This is a genomic window from Aureibaculum algae (genome assembly GCF_006065315.1).
GTDB lineage: Bacteria > Bacteroidota > Bacteroidia > Flavobacteriales > Flavobacteriaceae > Aureibaculum > Aureibaculum algae.
In genome coordinates, this window is sequence record NZ_CP040749.1 from 517139 (window position 1) to 539396 (window position 22258).

The 22258-nt window shown below is 32.4% G+C and carries 14 protein-coding genes; 4 read left to right on the forward strand and 10 right to left on the reverse strand.

Annotation, left to right across the window (positions count from 1 at the left end; translation table 11 throughout):
- Positions 1–153: 153 nt before the first annotated feature.
- From FF125_RS02015 to FF125_RS02025, 3 genes are read right to left on the reverse strand one after another with little or no spacing between them, the layout of a single operon-like run.
- Complete coding sequence (locus FF125_RS02015) at positions 154–1764, reverse strand: beta-N-acetylhexosaminidase (RefSeq protein ID WP_138948218.1); 1611 nt, start codon at positions 1762–1764, stop codon at positions 154–156.
- Positions 1765–1782: 18 nt separating this feature from the next.
- Entirely contained in the window at positions 1783–2940 is a 1158-nt protein-coding gene (locus tag FF125_RS02020) for an N-acetylglucosamine-6-phosphate deacetylase (protein ID WP_138948219.1), read from the reverse strand.
- 3 nt (positions 2941–2943) lie between these two features.
- A complete protein-coding gene (locus FF125_RS02025) occupies positions 2944–4425 on the reverse strand; it encodes a sodium:solute symporter family protein (protein WP_138948220.1) in 1482 nt (493 codons plus the stop codon).
- Positions 4426–4772: 347 nt separating this feature from the next.
- Between FF125_RS02025 and FF125_RS02030 the strand changes: the two genes are divergently transcribed.
- Positions 4773–5804: a LacI family DNA-binding transcriptional regulator gene (locus FF125_RS02030; protein ID WP_138948221.1), complete on the forward strand. Its 1032-nt coding sequence runs from the start codon at positions 4773–4775 to the stop codon at positions 5802–5804.
- A gap of 13 nt (positions 5805–5817) precedes the next feature.
- Here FF125_RS02030 and FF125_RS02035 read toward each other — a convergent pair whose 3' ends face one another.
- The 6 genes from FF125_RS02035 to FF125_RS02060 all read right to left on the reverse strand — a co-directional run bounded on the left by FF125_RS02035 (position 5818) and on the right by FF125_RS02060 (position 15084).
- Positions 5818–7380: a family 20 glycosylhydrolase gene (locus tag FF125_RS02035; RefSeq protein ID WP_138948222.1), complete on the reverse strand. Its 1563-nt coding sequence runs from the start codon at positions 7378–7380 to the stop codon at positions 5818–5820.
- A 90-nt stretch (positions 7381–7470) separates the two neighbouring features.
- The gene (locus tag FF125_RS02040) at positions 7471–8247 is read right to left on the reverse strand and encodes a glucosamine-6-phosphate deaminase (protein WP_250629659.1); all 777 of its coding nucleotides are present in this window, start codon (positions 8245–8247) and stop codon (positions 7471–7473) included.
- Between the two features lie 101 nt (positions 8248–8348).
- A complete protein-coding gene (locus FF125_RS02045) occupies positions 8349–9104 on the reverse strand; it encodes a glycoside hydrolase family 16 protein (RefSeq protein WP_138948223.1) in 756 nt (251 codons plus the stop codon).
- A 23-nt stretch (positions 9105–9127) separates the two neighbouring features.
- A complete protein-coding gene (locus FF125_RS02050; protein WP_138948224.1) occupies positions 9128–10576 on the reverse strand; it encodes a CBM96 family carbohydrate-binding protein in 1449 nt (482 codons plus the stop codon).
- 29 nt (positions 10577–10605) lie between these two features.
- Complete coding sequence (locus FF125_RS02055; protein ID WP_138948225.1) at positions 10606–11973, reverse strand: RagB/SusD family nutrient uptake outer membrane protein; 1368 nt, start codon at positions 11971–11973, stop codon at positions 10606–10608.
- A gap of 12 nt (positions 11974–11985) precedes the next feature.
- On the reverse strand, positions 11986–15084 hold the full coding sequence (locus FF125_RS02060; RefSeq protein WP_138948226.1) for a SusC/RagA family TonB-linked outer membrane protein: 3099 nt from the start codon (positions 15082–15084) through the stop codon (positions 11986–11988).
- Positions 15085–15681: 597 nt separating this feature from the next.
- On the opposite strand from FF125_RS02060, the gene FF125_RS02065 reads away from it, so the two are divergent.
- Positions 15682–16893 (forward strand): site-specific integrase, encoded by a 1212-nt coding sequence (locus FF125_RS02065; protein ID WP_138948227.1) that lies wholly within the window; start codon positions 15682–15684, stop codon positions 16891–16893.
- Between the two features lie 72 nt (positions 16894–16965).
- Here the strand turns inward: FF125_RS02065 and FF125_RS02070 are convergent, their stop codons facing one another.
- Complete coding sequence (locus FF125_RS02070; protein WP_138948228.1) at positions 16966–17211, reverse strand: helix-turn-helix domain-containing protein; 246 nt, start codon at positions 17209–17211, stop codon at positions 16966–16968.
- 576 nt (positions 17212–17787) lie between these two features.
- On the opposite strand from FF125_RS02070, the gene FF125_RS02075 reads away from it, so the two are divergent.
- Positions 17788–20787 carry a SusC/RagA family TonB-linked outer membrane protein gene (locus FF125_RS02075; RefSeq protein WP_250629660.1) on the forward strand — a complete coding sequence of 1000 codons (3000 nt, stop codon included), beginning with the start codon at positions 17788–17790 and terminating at the stop codon, positions 20785–20787.
- A 4-nt stretch (positions 20788–20791) separates the two neighbouring features.
- Complete coding sequence (locus tag FF125_RS02080) at positions 20792–22219, forward strand: RagB/SusD family nutrient uptake outer membrane protein (protein ID WP_250629661.1); 1428 nt, start codon at positions 20792–20794, stop codon at positions 22217–22219.
- Positions 22220–22258 lie beyond the last annotated feature (39 nt).

The window sequence follows — 22258 nt, forward strand, 5'->3', positions numbered from 1 at the left end:
CTAGGTTTTTTTTATTCTTAAATATGAAGCATATCATCTGTTCGTTAGATTTCAAGAACTTATTTATATATAATTGTTTAGCGTATGAGCGTTATTCTCTTGTGTTAGTAAAATATTTTTATAGAATTATGTTTCCCTAATTAGTGAAAATTACTAATCTAATCCTTCATGATAATTTATACCTGACTCTTGCCATCTTTCTTTAAGTTGAACTAATGCTTGCGTAAAGTTTTTATAATTTTTATTGGCTTTTTGTGTCCAACCTACTTCAGCATATGCTGCTATTCTAGGATATATTTGATTTTCCATTTGTTTTTCAGTCGGTATCCATTCACTCCACATTTGACAGCCTAAACCTAATATGTTATTAATATATTTCGCATCTAAGCCCTCGGGTATTGGGTCAAATGAATATGCTTTTGAGAGTGGTATAGATTTATAATTATAATCAAGATAAGTCATCGAATGCAAAGAGTTTACCACTTCATGTCCATTGGTAACTGCTTTATTAACCAACTCTAGGCTTCCTTTCCAAAAATGAATAATGGCCGCTTTAGACAGTTTTTCTTTAACTTCCATGTTATTATCTTTATCCCATTCATGTACATTATCACCGAGTATTTCATTCCATCCCATCATACGATGGTCATTTTTTTCAATGAATTTTGAAATTTGGTTTGTAAAAAATATTTGAAGATCGGCAGGAGATATTAATCCTTCTTTTTTAATTTTATCTTGTATGTCTTTTGATTTCTCCCAAGTTTCAAACCTCACTTCATCACCGCCAATATGGACGATATTACTTGGAAAAAGGTCAAATACTTCTGTTAAAACATCTTTCAAGAATTCGTTTACTTTAGGGTCTGCTAAATTGAAAGAATCATCCATTTTACCAAATTCTTCAGAAACTTCCGTTGTTGTTCCTAAAATTCCAAGCCAAGGATATGCTGCAATAGCTGCGGTAGCATGTCCCGGCATTTCAATTTCAGGTATAATTTTAATATGTCGTTCTTCAGCATATTTAATAATGTCTTTAATTTGTTCTTGAGTATAAAAACCAGCATGAGGTTCACCAACTCTATCTGGGCTTTTTCTGCTTAATTGAGTGTCATTTCTATGACTTCCGATTTTGGTTAGATTAGGATATTTTTTAATTTCAATTCTCCAGCCCTGATCATCTGTTAAATGCCAATGAAAAACATTCATTTTTATAAGAGCCATTTGATCGAGTAATTTTTTTACAGGGTCAGAGCCTTTAAAATGACGTGACTCATCTAACATAAAAGCCCTCCAAGGAAAACGGGGCTTATCTTTTATTACTGCAACAGGTATTGCAACAGCTTTATTTTGAAATTTAACGGTTTCAAAGTTACTGGGTAATAATTGTCTAAAAGATTGAATTCCGTAAAACAACCCAGTATTTGTAGTACTTTCAATCTGAATGTTTTTAGTTGTTGTGGTTAATTGATAGCCTTCCTTACCCAATTCTTTTTCAAGTGCGGGGTTTATGATTAATTGAATACCATTACCTTTTTCTTTGAGCTTAGGTTTTTTATGAAAACCTTTTTCAAGAATAGAGGATAGTAATAGTGCTGAATTTTCACTGTCTTTATCAAATACAATTTTAGTTTTACTCGTTAAAATGAATGCTCCTTCTCCAATTGATATTTCCATCGGACGAGGGATAATATTTATTTGGGCATTTAATGTTGCAATAAATAGTAGTAATAATACAGTAGTAAAATTTAGTTTTAATGGTTTCATGTTTTTTAAGTAGGATATTTAGTTGTTTTCAGAATTAGAAAAAACCAGTCTTCCAGATTTAATGGTTTTTATAATTTTTAAAGTGTCACCTTCTTTTTTAAAAACAACAAGATCAGCGGGGTGTTCTATTTGTAAGTAATTTGTAGACGTACCAAATAAAGACTCAGTTGGTTTTATTGAGGCCATATTCCAAGCTTCATGTAACGGTAAAATTTGCTTCTTAATTAATTGATTAACACACCAAAGTAACGATTGAGCTGAACCTGCAAGCATTTTGGGACTGTTTTTCATAAACAATCTACCATTGGAATCGAGTTCAACATCACCACCAATATGAGCCTTATACGTTCCCGGTAAAAGATCTGCATAAGATGTGGCGTCACTTACCAATATACTCTTATTAGGTTTTGTTTTTATAAAAATTTTCAAAAGTGAATCAGGTAAATGAAAACCATCGGCAATTAGTGATGACCAAAGTTCGTCTGAGGCCAATTGTTCCATAACATAATTTGAATGACGAGGCAACATAGCGTGTGAAGCATTACCTAAATGTGTAGACATGCTTGCACCAGCCTCAATAGCATCATTTATTTGTTGAGTAGTAGCTGCGGTATGTCCAATAGAAACAATAACTCCAGCTTCTACACATTTTTTAATAAAAGTAATGGATTCTGGCCATTCTGGTGATAATGTGATAATTTTAATTCTGTTTCCTGAAGCTTTTTGCCATTTAGAAAATAAGTCCCAGTCAGGAGCCTTTATAAACTCCTTTGAATGTGCACCTCTAGGACCATCTTCAATAGATAAAAATGGACCTTCTAGATGAATACCACCAACACATGCATTTACATCCGTAAAGCTGTCACAAGCCTTTGCTATAACTTTCAGTAATGATTCCGTAGCAATATCACTATTACTAATTACAGTAGGGTAGTAGGTGGTAATTCCTTTTTCAAGGAGAATTTGCGTTAATGTTTTAAGATCTGCAATAGTTAATCCTATTGTATTTAAGTCGATTCCTTTAAAGCCATTTATTTGTAGATCAACTAAGCCTGGAGCTATGTAATATGATGTGTCTAATTGCTCATTACCTGCCGTTATATTATCTATATATCCATTTTTTATATGGACACTAATAGGTTTGTTCGTTCTATAATCTAATGCTTCAATCGTCATAATTTACCCGTTTTTTGAACCTTTAATTAAGTTGGAATGCAAGTCCTTTACTTTTTGCGGCACAGCTTCTTTATTAAAAAGACCAATTACAATAAAAAGTAGTAAAGAAGCCAAAATAGGGGCACCCAACTCAAGAGCAAGTGATTTTTGTTCGACAACTTTTAATAAAGCAAAAACTGCTAAACCACCAATTATGGAACCGATAGCCGCTTTACTGCCACTTTTTTGAAACATAGGTAGAAGCCCAAGAATCATTGGAACAGACATTGGTCCTAATAAAGCCGCAAACCAAGTAACTATTAATCCGAAAACACCTCCAAATTTACTTGCATTTAATCCTACAATAATTGTAATTAATGTAAAACAAAAGGTAGTTATTCTTGCTAATCTTAACTCCCTACTTTTAGAAAGGTTTCGGAATTTAGGAAACAATTTAGGTAAAATATCTCTACAAATAACCGAAGATATAGTATTAGAATCTGACGACGTCATTGAGAGTGTATTTGCGAACATTGAAGCAAGGACAAGACCTAATAAACCGGCCGGTAAAAATTTCAGTGCCATTAGGCCGTATGATAAAGTAGGGTCTTCTAAATTGTCAAAAAATAGAGGAGCCGCAAACATAGGATACAGAAGAATTAAAGGCCAAATGAGGTATAAGATGGCGGATAAAATACCTGCTTTTTTAGCTACAGTTGCAGAAGATGAAGATATAAATCTGGTCGCTAAATTCCATGTACCACCACTATAACTGAAAAAATTAATGAGTAACATGGTAAAAGCAAAAGCTATTGTGTATGGATCATTAAAGAAATCTGCATTTCCTTCAGGCAGTTTATCCCACATGGTAAATATACTAGAAGCACCATCGTCTAAATTCATTAAAATGATTACGAACATGGTTATTCCGGCCAGAAGTTGCACAATAAATTGGGCGAAATCGTTCCAAACATCTGCCCATAACCCTCCAATTGTAATATAAACAAGTGAAACTATACCAACCAGTACGATTCCGAAAGAAATGGAAGTTCCACTAAATACATTTAGTAATACGGCTATAGCTGCTAGCTTACCACCAGTATCAAAAACTTTTATAATAGACCCAACCCAAGCAATAAGTTGTTGCGTTTGTACATTGTATCTCACTAAGAGATATTCGGTAGGTGATTGGATGTTTGCATATTTTCTAAGTCTTGCCCATTTTGGTGCAATATAAAATGCAGCCAACAATGTCGCAATGGAAACTGTAAAAGCCCACCACACATATAGTGTGAATCCGTGGGTATAGGCAATACCGGCATAGGCAACAAAAACGGCTCCACTATAACCAGAAACATGATGAGAAATACCAGACAACCACCATGGTAGTTTACCGCCTGCAGTATAAAAGTCAGCAGAGCTTTTTACTCGTGAATATGCCCACAAGCCAATGGAGATAAGCATTATAAAATAACATGATAAAACTAACCAATCTAGTAGTTGCATTTAAGTCTATTTTTTATGTATATTAATTAAAAGATGTTATTATATAATGTGATGTAATTCTATGCAATTAATTATTGTTTTTACAGAGAATTACTTTTTTTAAGTAAAATTATTTTGAATTATAAAACTAACTTTATCTTCGTTTTCAACAAACATAAAACAATTTTAATTTTTATGCAAACGTTTGCATAACTAATTTTCTTTTATTGGAGTTTTTGTTTATATTTTTTCTTAGCTTGCATAAGCGAACATTTTATTGAGCTTTTCAATGCGGTTTTGAATCTTTTGAGTGTTATGATTTTCATGAGATATGAATCAGTAAAATGCAAACGTTTGTATGTTTTATTATGAAGAATAGGAGAATTACATTAAAGGACTTAGCTAAAGATTTAAATTTATCTGCATCGACAATTTCAAGAGCATTAGATAACCATCCCGCTATTAGTGATGCTACCAAAAAAAAGGTGCAACGAAAGGCAGAAGAACTGGGTTTTATTCCCAATTCTATAGCTTCAAGTTTTAGAACAAAAAAAACCAAATCTATAGGTATAATAGTACCTAGAATTGATATTCATTTTCATTCATTAGTTATAAGTGGAATTGAAGATTTTGCATATAAAAACGGGTATAACGTTACTATTTTTCAATCAAAAGATTCACTTAAACGGGAAAAGGAAATCGCCAAGATATTACAGAATAGAATGGTAGATGGTATTATTATCTGTTTAAGTATTGAAACTGAAAAGTGTGATCATTTTAAGAAATTTGATAAACTAGGAGTACCTATGGTTTTTTACGATAGAGTACCAACAGATTTTGATGCAAATAAAATAGTAATCAACGATTTCGAATCTGCTTTTACGGCAACAGAACATCTTATTAAAAAAGGCTGTAAAAGAATAGGGCATATTGCTGGAAGTCAAAAAACAGATATATTTAAAGCCCGTTTAGAAGGATTCAAAGCAGCACTTCAAAAATATAAACTACCCATAAACCAAGATTTAATATTGTATACAAAACATTTGGGTTATGAAGAAGGTGTAATTTGTGCTAAAAAGTATTTAGAATTTTCAGAATTACCAGATGGTGTTTTTTGTGCAAACGACTATACTGCGGTTAGCGTTATTCAAATTTTCAGAAAACACGGTATAAGAATTCCTCAAGACGTTGCCATTGTTGGGTTTAGTAACTATCCTATTTCTAAAATTATTGAACCTAATTTAACAACCATTAACGATTGTGCTTTTCAAATGGGAGAGTCTTCTGCAAAATTATTAATTCGTCATATTGAAGATAAGGATGAATTTATAAATTCAGAGTCTATTACTTTAAGAACAAATTTAATTGTTAGGGAATCTACCCAATTGTCAGATGCTTAGTTACATATAGTTTCTATTTTAGTTTCGCTAATCGATCATGTAAGGCATGCATTTGTTGCGTTCGTAAAAAGTTTTGCTCTTTTATTTCTGAATCATAAAGAAAACCTTTGTTCAGAGCAAGAAATCTATTGTCTAACCCTTTTGCATTTTCTAGTATTTTATTTAAGGCTTCAAGTAGTTCGGGGGTTTGTGATCTGACGAAATTAACAGCGTTATATGCAGATTCTACTTCCTTAAAATTTAAGTAATGCATTCTTAAATCTGCCATTAATTTATAATGTTCAAATTCCTCTTTGTTTTTCTTAGGATTTATTAGGATTAATTGGTCCCTAACTTTTCCGTAATCATTTTTCATTACGGCAATACTTGAACTTTTATCCGGTTTTCCATTTGTGATTAACTCTTTTGGAAAAAATATAAATTCAGATAATTTTTGAGCATCTGGTTTTTTTAAACCAAACTGTTTTTTTGCATATTTTAAAACAAAGGCTTGTGGATCAATAGCATCTTTTGATTCAAGTGCTTCGGTATAACTTTGAATTAAAATATTGAATCCAGAGAGGGGATAGGTGTTTCTAATTTGAACCATGTCAACAACGTCATAGTTGACATCCCATGTAAAACCGTATACTCCAGATGTAGACCAAGAAGTCATAATGATACCTTCATAGTTCGCTTTTCTAGCATAGGGAATAAATTCCTTTTGATTTTTAAAATGGGTAGCCCAATCGGTAATAAACCAATTGTCTGGATGAGATCGTATTGCAGGTGATCCCCAAAAGGTAAAACCTAATTTTTGAAGGTTCGGAATATCTCCAAAATGATTAATTTTCCAACCATAATTCCAATCCACAAAAATAGTTTCTTTCGGTAAATCTGCAGCCGCTTCAGGATATTTTAAAATAATATCTGCCCACATCACCGGTTTCTTACCTAATGAGATCACAATGTCTGCTATCATTTTCATATGATCAACAAACAATTTTGATTTACCTTCTTCTGCAACTTTCTTTTTACATTTTTCACAATGACCCAATAAATAGGTTTCATCACCACCAATATGTATATAATCTGAATTATGCATGTTTGCTAAATCAGTAAATAAGTCGGTAAATAAGGCTTTATTATTAGAAATTTCCATCGGGCATAACTGAGAAATATCTTTTCGGTCTTCCTTTAAAATACTATATCTCGGATTACGTAAAATATATTCTACATGGCCCAAAGTTTGTTGCAATGGAATAACTCTAATTCCTAAATTTTCACAATGTGAAATAAAACTTTTTACTTCAGCTCTCGTATATGAGTATTTATTTGAGATAGTTGCATGTTTTTCAAAAGGGTAAGTACCTTCCCATTCTAATACCAATGTATTCATACCTAACTCAGAAAGCTCATCGGCAAATTCCATTAAAGCCTTAGGAGTCATTACTTGTATACGTAAATCTAAATGAAACCCTTTAACTTTGAAATTTTCTGTTTCTGTTTGTATTTGTTTTTGTGCAAGTAGCTGAGAAGATCCAAGGGCAACAAAGCATATCAGTAATAAAAAAGTGTAAAAATATTTAAAATTCATCTTGTTCGTTTTTTGAAAAATAGAAAAATTCATAGCGGGTTTTAATTTACTGATTTATTTTAAAATATTACTTTGAGATAGTAATTTTAACTAGACTTTTTGAAGGTTCAACGTTTCTTGATACGCTTCTTTATCAAAATAAAATTTACAATTAGCATGTGTTGTAAGAATAGAGGCAGGACATGAAGTTGAAATTGGTCCAGTCAACGTATCTTTTACAGCGTTACTTTTATTTACACCATTAACAACACAAAACAAATACCTACCTGTTAAAAGTGTTGGAATTGTTAAGGTAATTGCTTTTTTAGGCACACTTTGTATAGTATCAAAGCAGCCATCATTTACCTGTTGTACACGACACGCATGGTCTAATTGAACCACTTTTATTGTTTCTGAATCATCAAAATCAGCTACCGGTGGATCATTAAAGGCAATATGTCCATTCTCTCCAATTCCTAAACATACAATATCTATTGGGGCCTCTAAAATTAAATCTGTATATCTCTTTAGCTCTTTAGAAATACCATTATGAACATTGATTGTGTTTTTGTTTTTGACCTTTATTTTTGAAAATAAATTCTTGTTGAGATATGAAGAAAATAATGCTGGTGAGTCAGGTTCTAAGCCAATATACTCATCCATATTAAATGCTGATACTTTATTCCAATCAATTAAATTTGAATTGGTTAAATATGCTAGCATTGAATCTTGTGAGGGAGCTGCAGCAAATATTATACGTACACTGTTTTGTGTACTTTGCAATTTTACAATACATGTTTCTATGGCTTTACCTGCAGCAACACCTGTTGCTGTTTTATTAGGAAAGACATTAATATCTTGGTTGTGGTCAGACATTATCTTATTCATTTACTTTTAAGTGTTTCGGTTAAAAGAAACTCTGTTAATTAAAAAATATATAATCAACAAGAGTTTCAATCCTTAATTACTAACTCAACTATTTTTATACTTTATAATATTTCAACACGGTCAATGATCATTTCAGCGGCTTTGTTATCCGTTGGTCCATTACCTCTAAACAACCATAGGTTTATTTTTAAACGCTCGTCATTAAGCGGAGGTATATCTTCGCCAGTATACGTCCATGTGTTAATAATAGCACTGGTTTCTGGTTCTAACGTATGCCCTTCATAACTACCAAAGTCAATTTTATCAGCTTGCCAATCAAAGAAATGTGTAGATAAATTACTGTCTAAATTCATATCATAGCGTGTTTTATTTCCTGCTACATAAGACGGTTGAATTGCAAATTGTGAGTTCTGATTCTCAGTATCTGACCATCTAGAAAATTCGATATCAATTTCTTCTTCGTCATTCTTATAAGTGAACAATCCAGCAACAACATTTTCATCCAATTGATCAACGCTACTTGATAGATAGAAAACATATTTTTTATGTCCTTGTGTTTGACGTAATGTTATACCCGCACAATACCATATACCATCTCTTTGTACAACTTTGAGATGGAGTTTTCCATCATTATCTACCCATACATTTTCTTCAGAGTCTGAAAAAAAATTAGGTCCAGGACCTTGTTTATCATCCTTGGTAGTTCTTACTACCCATTCATAACCTGAAAATGTTATTATTCTCGTTGTTACAACAGGTGTTTCTTCGTCTTTATCACCATTAGACGCACTGCAAGAGTTCATCATAAACAATGGGAATAGTAATAAAAAACTAAGATAAGTAAGGGTTGATTTCATGGGTATGCTCATATTATATTTCCCTATTGGATAGTTATATCAATATTAAAATTATCTATAGTAGCACCTACTTTATCCGCAGCTGATACAACAATTTTATCTGAAGATCCTGAGCCATTACTTATAAAAATAAGATTCATCACATCTATATCTTCTTGTGTAAAAGTGTCACCCGTTTTTAATATGCTGGCACCTCTTACTAGCCATCCATATTCTGGAGCCTCTTCAATGGTAAAGGTTAAGTCTTCAGGAGCAGCACCAATTACCTCTAAAACGTTGTTGTCAAAAGCAAAAGTTTCTCCACTGTCTACTGAAAAACCAGTATTGGTTTCTATAGTAAGAACACTAGTTTTTGATGAAAGTCTGGCAATTAGCATTGGAGGATTAAAGCCTAAGGTGTTTTCCTTAGAATAAAATTCGTCTGTTTCATTACTTCCAAGTTCACCGTCGAGCATAAATGAAACTCTACCTTTATTAGTTAAACTTTTTAAATAATCAATAAGATCAAATTCAAATGAGCTTAATTTTGAAGTTGTTATAGTTGCAATAGGGGCTTCAGTAGGAAAAGTTGCATTGTCAAAGGTTAAACCAACTTCACTCCATAAAGTATCTTGTACTTCGTAAACATTAAAGTCAACTTCCTTTCCATGGGTAAACTTAATTGGTAACTCTAACTTAAAGTCAATAATAACACCTTCATCACTTAACTCACTCAAGTCAAACATTAAATATCCTTTTCTATCGTAAAGACCATTATCTGAAACATTCTTAACCTTAATAAGAGCATCGGTACCAAAATTTCTTCCAGATTGGCTACCACCATTAATATACGTATCGTGTATTGGAAAAATGGTATCCATAGTAATAGATGGGTCAGGATCGTCGTTACCTGTTGTAAGAGCAGAAAAATAAACAATCGAAGGTAATACGTGTATCACCCCAGTTGTTGATTTTAAATTGGAAGTTATGATATTCCATTGTTTACTAGTTCCTTCATTTACAATTCCTGTAAAACCACTATTATGTGATAAGTAAATTATTTGACCATTTTCAGTAGTGTATGGTAACGGGTTATTTCGCTCCATTAAATCAGGATCATCAAAAGAAACAAAAGAATTTACGATATGGTATTTAAGAGCATTACGTAAAATAGGTACAGGTACTTCAGATAAACTTAGGTACGAGTTGTCTTGCAAATAATTTGTAAATGCTTCATTAGTTGGTGCTATAAAAGTCTTATCTGAACCGCTTTCATAGAAACTTTGAGTATTTGTTAGCGTAATAGCTTCTTCTAACAAATTTAAGGAGTCATTGTTTTGTATATACTCCCATGCTGTAATGCCTAATTCAGCATTAGAGTTTGAATGATCATATGAAAAGTTATCTTGTATTTCACAATTGTAAAAAAGAGTTACAATCATTATAACAAAAACTCCGATGTAAGGCCGTCCAATTATTTTATTGTTTTTCATTTTTTTGGATTTAAAATTTTAAAATAATTTTAATTATAAAATTGATTTTGTTCAAGTTTAGGATTTTTATTCAAAGCGTCTTCATGTAGAGGCCATACAAAATTAGCTTCATCAATTAACCCATTTATTGGGTTCATAACGTTTATTGCGTTTCCAGTTCTAACTAAGTCAAACCAACGATGTCCTTCAAAAGACAATTCAATTGATCTTTCATGTAGAATTGTAGCCGCCATATCTCCATATAGATTTACAGCTTCGGTTTCATTCAATTGAGGTACACCAGCTCTATTACGAATTAGGTTTAGTAAACGCAATGCTTCATCTACTTCATTAAGTTGATTATGAGCTTCTGCCTTTAACAGTATGATATCAGCTAATCGTAATAACACGATGTTGTTAGCAGAAGGTTCAGGACTTTCATCATTAAATCCTTCGCCAAAAAATTTCCATATTTTTCTAGGGTCAGAATTTGATGTATCGTAGATTAAGTTTTTTCTTTGGTCACCATCTTCAAATGAGTTTCTAAATGACTCACTTGGAAAATAATCACTATCAGAACCTACAGCGTAAAGTGTTCTAAGACCACTTGTTTGCGTATCGTCATAACCGATTTCAAAAATACTCTCGTTAGAATAGCCTGATGTAAAAATTTTAGACCAGTCACTCATTGAAACTAATGAATATAAGTTATTATCTAGTACTTTTTCAGCACTTACAATTGCATTTTCATAATCCTTTCTCCACATATAAACATGTGTTAATAATGCGTTTGCTGCACCTTGAGTAAATAGAATTCTTGTATTGTCTCCAGAGAAAGTTTCTCTACAATATTCAGAAGCAAAAATTAAATCGGTTATTACTTGATCTAATATTTCTTCCTTATTTGTTTTGTCAATAAAAAATTCCTGATCAACACTTTCATAAGGTTCAGTAACTAACGGAACATCTCCCCAAATTTTAACAGCATAAAAATAAGACAACGCTCTTAATGCTCTTGCTTGAGCGATTAATTGAAGGCTAAATTCACTTTCTGTTTCAAAAACTTCTGGAATGTATTTTATAGCATAATTGGCACGACTTATGGTTTCATAAATATTATTCCATCTGGCCGATGTTATTGCTTTGCTCAAAGTGTTTTGCTGCAACGCTAATGGGTCACCTGAATGATTTGTATTAACCGCATCAGCTCTTCCTTCTCCCCAATGAGAAAAGTTAGTACGAAATGTAGACTGAAGGGCATCGTAAATACCATATACTCCTGCTTGAGCATCGGCTGATGTCTGATAGAAACCTTGAGCAGAAAAACTACTAATGGGGTCGTTATCTAAAATATCATCTGAACAAGATAGTGTAAGTAACACAATTAATCCTGTAATTATTTTCTTAAAATTTTTCATGTTTTTTTATTTTTAAAATCCAATATTCAAACCTAACATTATAGTACGACTCTGAGGATATGATCCTTCATCAATACCTTCTCTTAATCCGCTATACGAATTAACATCAGGGTCAAATCCCGTATAACGTGTCCAAGTAATTAAGTTAAGAGCTGAAGCATATACTTCCAGTTTTCTTAAGCCTAATTTTGTTACTACATTATTAGGTATGTTATAACTTAGATTAACATTTTTAAGTTTTATATAAGACCCATCTTCAACCCAACGACTTTGAACTCTACTGTCTGATCGTAAAGGGTCGTCTAATACAGGTTTAGGGAAATCAGTAACATCTCCTTGGTTTCTCCAACGGTCTAAAGCGTCAGTTGATAAGTTGTTGTATCTAACAACTGAATTTCTTTGGTGATTGATTTCACTGTAAATGTCATTACCGTAAGAAAATTGGAAAAAGACTCCTAAGCTTAAACCTTTGTAAGAAAAGTTATTCGTTATCCCACCAAAGAAATCTGGTGTAGCATCTCCAATAATTTGTTGGTCATCTTCATTTATAATATCATCACCATTAACGTCATCCCAAATAGGGTCACCTCCTTTATAAATTTGACCAAGAGCACCATTGGTAACGCCATTAACATTGTCTTCATCTCTAGAATAAACACCGTTAAACTTATAACCATAAAATGTGCCAATTGGTAAACCTTCTTTTAAGATGTGAAAATTACCATTTTGTATAAAACCATTAGTTAATAGGTCATCTGGTAAATCTGTTATTTGATTTTTATTAGAACTGATGTTGAAGTTAGTGTCCCATTTAAAATCACCAACAAGGTTTCTAGAAGTTATAGACAATTCAATTCCTTTATTCTCAATACTACCAATGTTTTGAGTTACATATGCAAAACCAGTTGTTCTTGGGATAGGCACATTATAAAGTAAATCATCAGTAATTTTCAAGTAAACATCAGCGTTAAGCGTGATTCTATTTTGCAAAAGGGCAATGTCTAAACCTGCATTGTATTGTGTTGTTGTTTCCCATGATAATCCTGAATTAGGCATTACTGATGGTGAAGCACCTGAATTATCTAAATAATTTGAACCTACTATAAATTCACCTTGAGAAGTGTAATTACCAATAGCCTCATTACCTGTCTGACCAATACTGAATCTTAATTTAGCATCATTTACAATATCTAAATTTTCGAACAATGGCTCATCTGAGAAACGCCATCCAAAAGAAGCAGAAGGAAAATAGCCGAAACGTTTATCCTTACCAAATCGCGAAGATCCATCAGTTCTTAAATTAGCTTCAAATAAGTATTTGCCTTTGTAGTCATAAGAAAGTCTTCCAAAATAAGATAACATGGAGTGTTCAGTTACAATATTTACATCTTGATTAGAAATTGTACCCGCACCATTCAACGTGGTGATGTTATCACTGGCAAAGAACATACCGTCTAAACCAACTCTTTCGTATTTCCATTTCTGAAAACTCATACCTGCAAGTGCAGATATATTATGGTCTTCCTTTACCGTTTTATTGAAACTCAAATATGTTTCATTACCCCAAGTTAAATTATTGATAGCACGAACAGAACCACTATTGTAGCCAGCTCTATAATCTAGTGTAGAAGGGATAAACTCATCTTCTTTCATTGAGATGTTATCTAAATTAAGGTTACTCCTCAATTTTAAACCATCTACTATTTCGTATTCAAAATATTGACTTCCAATAATTCTATTACTCTGGTTCGTATGTGTAGCTAATTCTGCCAATCCTACAGGGTTTCTCCTACCAAATTGATAACCGTTATAAGAACCGTCAGGTAAATACATAGCAAAAATTGGTGGTCTTACTAATAATTCGCGAATTACACTTAGGTTATTAGTACCGCCCGCATTTATTCTATTGTTTAAACCATGTGTATAAGAAATGCTTTGTCCAAAAGTTAATTTTTCAGAAACTTTATAATCAACATTTAATCTAGAAGTTACTCTTTTGTAATTCGAATTTAAAATAACACCATCTTGATTTAGAAAAGAAGTACTCCAAGCATATTTAATATCATCAGATCCACCTCGCACTGCAAGATTAACTTTGTACTGAGGTGCTGTTCTTAATAATTCTTTCTGCCAATCAACATCACCATTGTTTTTCGGATTTAAAGAATCCAGAATAATCCCGTTGGGTGTAGTAGGGTTTTCCATATTATTGTATGCATCAAGAATCACCTGTCTATATTGTGTTGCATTCAATACACTTAGAGTTCTAGATATTTCACTAACTCCAGTGTTGATATTAACATCTATTTGTGCTTTACCTGAAGAACCTCTTTTGGTAGTAATTAATATTACTCCATTTGCAGCACGTGAGCCGTATATAGCGGTAGACGCTGCGTCTTTTAATATTTCAATAGACTCAATATCACCAGGGTTTATGTCTGCTAAAGGGTTAAGTCCGAAGTTTTCTGTACCATTTAATGAAGAAAGCATGTTCGATTCAATGGGAACACCATCAACTACATATAATGGGGAGTTACCAGAATTTAATGAGGAATTACCTCTTATTTTAATTGACATTCCACCACCTGGAGCTCCTGAATTTGAGATTACTTGAACCCCTGCAGCTCTTCCTTGTAGAACAGATATTGGATCCTGTAAGCTTGACTTGTCAATGTCTTCGCTTTTTACAGAAATCACTGATCCTGTAACGTTTATTTTCTTTTTAACACCATAACCAACAATAATCACTTCGTCTAGTTGGTCTGTTAGAGCATTTAAAGTAATGTTTACAATTTTTTCATTACCAATTTTTACTTCTTTCTCTCCATAGCCAACATAGGAAAATACTAAAATGTCATTTGTGGAAATGTTGTCAAAATTATACTTTCCGTCTAAGTCAGAAGATACACCTCTGATAGAGCCTTTGAGAATAATGCTAACTCCAATTAATGGTTCTCCAGTAACTCCATCTGTTATTTTTCCTGAAACAGATTGGTTTTGAGAAAAACCTGTTGTGATGGAAAAAAGGAGTAAAAAGAAGAAAAAAATTGACTTTTTTACAAATGTCGCTTTGTAAAAATTAAAAGGGGGATTTTCAATTAGTTTTTTCATGAATTAAAATTTATGGGTGTCTATTATGTCACAAATATAATTAAATATTTTAATTACGCAAACGTTTGCATGAAATTGTAAAGTAATTTTATTTAATGTAAACTACTGATTTATTGGGTTATTTTTGTTTTGTGATTAAAATTGTTATCTGTTTAAAATGTTATTACCCTTATCTTAATGCAAACGTTTGTTAGTTTTCAATAGTGAGGACTATATTGAGAGATAAGTTATACTTTAGGATTATTTTAATCGAAAAAATTATTTCGATGCAAATGGTTTTGAGATTAAAGAGTAGAAGTAGTTAAATAGTAATTATTAAGATTTTTTACATATAAAACTGTATAAAATAAAAAAAACCTAGACGAAAGTCTAGGTTTTTTTGTACTCGAGATGGGACTTGAACCCATACGGACATTACTGTCCACTGGATTTTAATTCCAATCGTTTCTAAATCAAAATAACGTAAATATATTCATTATCAACTGATTAACAGTATTTTAATAATTAATGATTTCGTTTGATTTCAATTAAAAACACCATTTGTTGTACCTATGTTGTACCAAGTTTTCATATCTTTATAATTCAAAAAAATAGATAATGACCTCAAACGCCAAAATAACATTAAGGAGAAAACCAAACAAACAGGGTAAATATCCTCTTGCTGTTAGAATTACTAAGAATAGAAAATCTAATTACATTTATATTGGTCACTATATTAGTTTAAAGTACTGGGATGAAAAAAATAGAATTGTAAGAAAATCACATCCTAATTCAATCAGATTAAACAATCTTTTACTTTCTAAACTTTTAGAAATTAATAAAAAATTACTTGAACTACAAGTTGATAGCAATGATCTTTCTGCTAGTCAAATTAAAAAGAAAATTAATTCCACGATAGAGAATACTACTTTTTTTGGAGTTGCGGAAGCATATTTAGAAGAATTAGAAAAGGATAATAAATTGTCAAGGCTGTCCTCTGATAAATCTAGAGTTAAGCATGTCTTAAATTATTATCAATCTAAACAGCTTGGTTTTCAGGAAATTGATGAAAAGTTTTTAAAGGGATTTTCATCTTATTTAAGAAATAAATCTTTGTCAGAAAGGTCTATAGTAAATAATCTGGTGGTTATAAGAACCCTCTTTAACAGAGCCATAAATATGCAGATAGTAAATAGAAAACTTTATCCATTTGGAGCAGATAAGATTCGTATAAAATTTCCTGAAACAGAGAAAATTGGATTGACTAAAGAAGAAATTAAGAAGTTGGAATCTGTAATTGATTTGTCAAAAAATGAAATGCATGCCAAAAACGTATGGCTTTTTAGTTTTTATTTTGCTGGAATTCGGGTTGCAGACGTCATAAAAGTTAGATGGAGTGATATTTATGATGGAAGATTTCATTATAGAATGAATAAAAATTCGAAATTACTGTCACTTAAAATAAGTGAGAAAGTAAAACCTATTTTGGATTATTATATTCAAGATAAAAATAATGAGGATGATTTTATTTTTCCGGAAATGAAAAAGGCAAATCTCGAAGATGCAAAAGATATTTATGCAAAGACAAAAACAGCAACTAAAAAATATAATAAACATCTGGTAAATGTGGCCAATAAGGCGTGTATTGACAAAAAAGTTACAATGCATATTGCCAGACATAGTTTCGGAAACATATCAGAAGATAAAATTCCTATACAAATGTTACAGAAACTATATCGTCACTCTTCCATTAGTACTACTATTGCATATCAATCGAATTTTATTCATAAGGATACAGACGAAGCATTAGATAGCGTTATAAATTTTTAAAAAAGTTATAAAAAAACATATATCAAGTAAAGAAAAAAAATTAGATATACCTTTGATATATTCTTACTCTAGCTACTGTTCTTTCTCTAGTTCAAAATCAAATAACTCTTTAGGATGAATTTCTAAACTTTTTGAAAGTTCGAGAATGGTAGATAATTGAATATTTCTTTCCCCTTTCTCTATTTTACTAATATCACTATAATCAATATTGCAGCGAGTGGCTAGTTTCCTATAACTTAGTCCTTTGGATTTTCTAAGCCTTTTTAAGTTCTTCCCAAATAAAATTTTAAAACAATCTTTATTTGTGTCGCTGTACATCTAATTTAATTTTCTACCAATTTCTAGAGTTTTTTAAAAATAAACGTGGGTATTATTACCCACTTAATATTTTTTTACTACATTTGACTTATTAAAATAGCTTTTAATAGAAGATACATTGTTAAGTTTATTTGTACCAAATACCCAAGTTAATGAACAACCATCCCATTTAAAATGGGGATGTGATGAGTATTGGTCAGAAATAACCTTATTCGATATCCTTTTTATAAAAAAGCCAAAGAGCCCAATTATAGGCATTTTGTTATGGGATTCACGCTATACCTTTTCCAGATGTTGTTTCCACTTATTATCCCATAATCTACGAATTATTCATTTTTAGTTGTATCTGGACAGACCAAGTTTAAAAGCCTAAAACATTAATTCATCCTTGAATCTATCTATTTGAAAAAGATAAGATGTATTCATTTTAGGAGAGGAACACTTGTTTTCTATTGAAAATGTTAAACTAAATAATGCCTATGAATAAAAACTAAAAAAACCTTCTCAGTTTCGTTGATGCGGGTTAGAGAAGGCAAGTAAACTAATAAATTAAGTTTCATTAAACATTATAAAATTATGAAAAATAACGTACATTCTTACCAGTGGGTAAGATTTTCTTTGCCTATACTTATCTTTTTAGGAATTATCTATACTGTTCATGCACAGGATTTTTACCGCGTATCTGGAACCATAACAGATGATCATGGAGCTCTTAATGGAGTTACAATACATGTAAAAGGTAGCTCAAGAGGAACCACATCAGATCTAAATGGGAATTACAGCATCCAAGTAAAAGGAACAGAAGTACTTACATATTCTTTTATTGGGTATGGTACAGTTGAAGAGCTAGTAAATAACAGAACAAGAATTGATGTGTTACTTTATTCTGAAAGCACCGAACTTGAAGAGGTGTCCATTAATGCTGGCTATTACAAAACTAATGATAAAGTCAAAACGGGTAGTATCGTTCGATTAAGCTCAAAGGATATTGAAACACAACCTGTCAATAGCCCTTTAGAAGCAATGCAAGGTAGACTGTCTGGTGTTCATATTACTCAATATACAGGAACAGCAGGTGGAGGGTTTCAAGTAAGAATAAGAGGACAGAATAGTATAGCTGCAGGTAATGAACCGCTCTATATAATTGATGGTGTACCCTATGATTCTGGATCCCTGAGTTATAATGGTAGCTCAGGATCTATTATGCCTGGAGCACTTATTAGTCCTTTAAATGCCTTGCCAACTTCATCAATCGCTTCTATTGAAGTTTTGAAAGATGCAGATGCTACAGCAATTTATGGTTCAAGAGGTGCCAATGGTGTTGTATTAATTACTACAAAAAATAATAGAGTAGGAAGGACTACCTTTTCTCTTAACGTTAGTGCAGGATTAGCCAATATTTCTAGAAAGATAAAACTTATGAATACTGAGCAATTCCTCGAAATGCGAAAGGAAGCATTTGATAATGATGGCATTAGTGACTATCCGTTTAATGCCTATGATATCAATGGAACTTGGAGTAACGCTCGAGATGCGGACTGGCAAAATTTGTTAATAGGAGGTACTGCACATATTGAAAATTATCAAGGTACTGTGTCTGGAGGAAGTGATCGAACACATTTTAATATTAGTGGAACTTATGGTAAAGAGTCTACAGTATTCCCTAAAGATTTTAGTTACCGAAGAGGAACAATATTAGCATCAATAAATCATTCTTCATTGGATGATAAGTTTAGACTAAACTTTACGGTTAATTATGCTACTGAAAATAACAATCAACCAGGTTTGGATTTGTCTAAATCGGCACGTACACTCTCTCCAAATGCCCCAGAACTATATGATGAATCAGGGAATTTAAATTGGGAAAATAGCTCATGGACAAATCCATTAGCACAACTTAATGGAGCGTATTCAAACGAAATTATTAGTCTAATGAGTAACGCTGTTTTATCTTATGAGTTTTTACCTGACTTTAAAATAAGTTCGCGATTAGGATATAATGATATTCGAATTGAGGAGGGGAAGACGAATCCTCATACTATTTACAATCCCGCATATGGATTGACAAGTGCCAATTCTAATATTTTTACGAATAAAGGTAATAGACACTCCTGGAGTATTGAACCCCAATTAGATTATCAATTTACTATTGGTAATGGCGTGTTTAAGACTCTTTTAGGATGTACTTTTCAAGAACAAAACAGCGAGCAGTTGTCGTTGTTAGCAGCTGGTTTTACAAATAATAACCTACTACAGAACCTCAGTGCCGCCTCCAATGTTTATATTCTTGGAGAAAATAAAAACCAATACCGTTACCAAGCATTTTATGGAAGGGTTAATTACAATTGGGAAAATAAATATATCATCAATCTAACAGGTAGAAGAGATGGTTCTAGTCGATTTGGCCCAGGGAAAAAGTATGCAAATTTTGGGGCCATAGGAGCAGCATGGTTTTTATCAGAAGAAAGTGCTATTCAAAATGCAATACCCACGTTGTCTATGGCAAAACTAAGAGTAAGCTATGGTATAACAGGGAATGACCAGATCGGAGATTATCAATATTTTGACACATATAGTGTTTCAAATAATATATACAGTGGAATTGTTGGGTTGGAGCCAACAAGACTATTCAACCCTTTATTTGCTTGGGAGAAAAATAAGAAACTTGACCTTGCCTTTGATTTTGGGTTATGGAAAAATAAATTACTTTTATCAACCACCTATTTTAGAAATACATCTTCGAATCAATTGGTTGGTGTACCATTACCAGGAACGACAGGATTTCAGAATATCCAAGCCAATCTAAATGCCAACATACTTAATTCTGGCTGGGAGTTTGAGTTGCATTCTAGAAATATACAACAGGGTGACTTTTCTTGGAAGTCGGATTTTAATCTTACCGTTCCTAAAAATAAGCTCATCTCTTACCATGGTCTAGAAAATTCTGCTTATGCTAATAAATATGTAATCGGTCAACCGTTGACCATAATTAAATTATATCACTTAACTGGTGTCAATCCAGATTCTGGCCTTTTTGAATTTGAAGATTATAATGGGGATGGTGCTATTAGTTCTGTAGAAGACAGAAAGAAGACCAAAGATCTTGCCCCTAAATATTACGGTGGTCTAACCAATACACTAACCTATAAGGATTTTAAATTGGTGTTGTTTTTTCAGTTTACTAAACAAAATGGGTATAATTATTATTTCAATAGTGCTCCTGCCGGATTCCTGATAAATCAGCCTACAGAGAGTTTAGATAGATGGCGACAGGTGGGAGATGTTAGTTCTATGCAGCGATATACTACTGGAAGTGATTATGAAGCTCTTTTGGCCTACTCTAAGTTTACACTTAGTGATGCTGCTGTAACTGATGCGTCTTATCTGAAGCTTAAGAATGTATCATTTTCGTATCAACTATCTCAAAAATGGCTTAAAAACACAAAGTGTCTTTTTACTTTACAAGGTCAGAATTTACTGACTTTTACTTCTTTTAAAGGTGGAGATCCAGAGCAAGTTATTGGGTATTTACCGCAGCTGAGAAGATTAACTATGGGAGTTCAATTTAATTTTTAATAAGATGAAAAATAAAACAAGCAACAATAAAAGTATAATTATTATGAATCTCATGAATCGTAATTGGGGACAGCTAATCGTTTTCATATTGTTAGTTCTTTTTATGATTTCGTGCGATCATTTTTTAGAAGTCGATTATCCAGAAAATCAGATCAGTGGAGAAGTGGTCTTTCAAGATGATGCCACAGTATTAGCGGCTTTAACAGCTATTTATGCTCATTTACGAGATAATGTGTTACTCACCGGGAATTCGAACGGTCTTAACGTTATAATGGGACTGTATTCGGACGAATTAGAATATTATGGTACACCTGGCCAGCCATTGGATGCATTTTATAATCATGTATTACTTCAAAGCAATACTTCTGTGGAACAATTATGGAATCAGAGTTACTATACTATTTATATGGCAAATAGTCTTTTAGAAGGTATAACAGAAAATAGTCATTTATCCTCTGAAACTATTCAGGAAATTAAAGGCGAAGCTCTTTTTATTAGGGCATTGACACATTTCTATTTGGTTAATCTCTTTGGAGATGTTCCTTACGTTATTCAAACGGATTACACTTTAAATAGTAGGGTAAAAAGATTGACGGAAAACGAAGTTTATAAAGCTGTCGTAGCCGACCTCAAAGCAGCTCAATCTTTTTTAAGTACAAGTGGAGCTTCAAAAGGGCGAATTCGACCTGATAAATGTACTGCAACAGCTTTGTTATCCAAAGTCTATTTGTATATGGAAGATTGGCAGAATGCGGAATCAGAGAGTACTTCAATTATTGAAAATACAAGTTTATTTTCTTGGGAAACAGATTTGTCCAAGGTATTTCTAAAAGAAAGTACTACCTCCATTTGGCAACTTAAACCAAAACTTGATGGATACAATACGTTGGAAGCATCGATTTTTAATTTTGTAAGTGTACCGCCACCATTAATGGCCTTGAATGAACATATATTAAATGCATTCGAAGAAGGTGATATGAGAAAGACATCCTGGATATCTTCAGTAGCTAACAACGCAGATGTTTGGTACCATGCTAATAAATATAAAAATACATCGACGACTTCTACTACAGAGTATTCCGTAATATTTCGTTTAGCAGAACTATATCTCATTAGGGCAGAAGCAAGGGCACATCTTGAAAACCTTAATGGAGCATTGAATGATGTGAATAAAATTAGACAAAGAGCTAGTATAGAAGATCTAATTAATATATCTAAAGAGGAGCTCATTAATGCTATACTACAAGAAAGAAGGGTTGAGCTATTTACGGAATCAGGAAACAGATGGTTTGACTTAAAAAGAACTGGGAAAGCAGAATCAATACTTTCATTAATAAAACCAAACTGGGAATCAAAAGATTTATTACTGCCTATACCCGAGAATGAATTGTTGGTGAATCCAAATTTATCACCACAAAACGCTGGATATTAATAGTGCTAATCAAACTGCTTCAATATGCTTAAAGGTAGA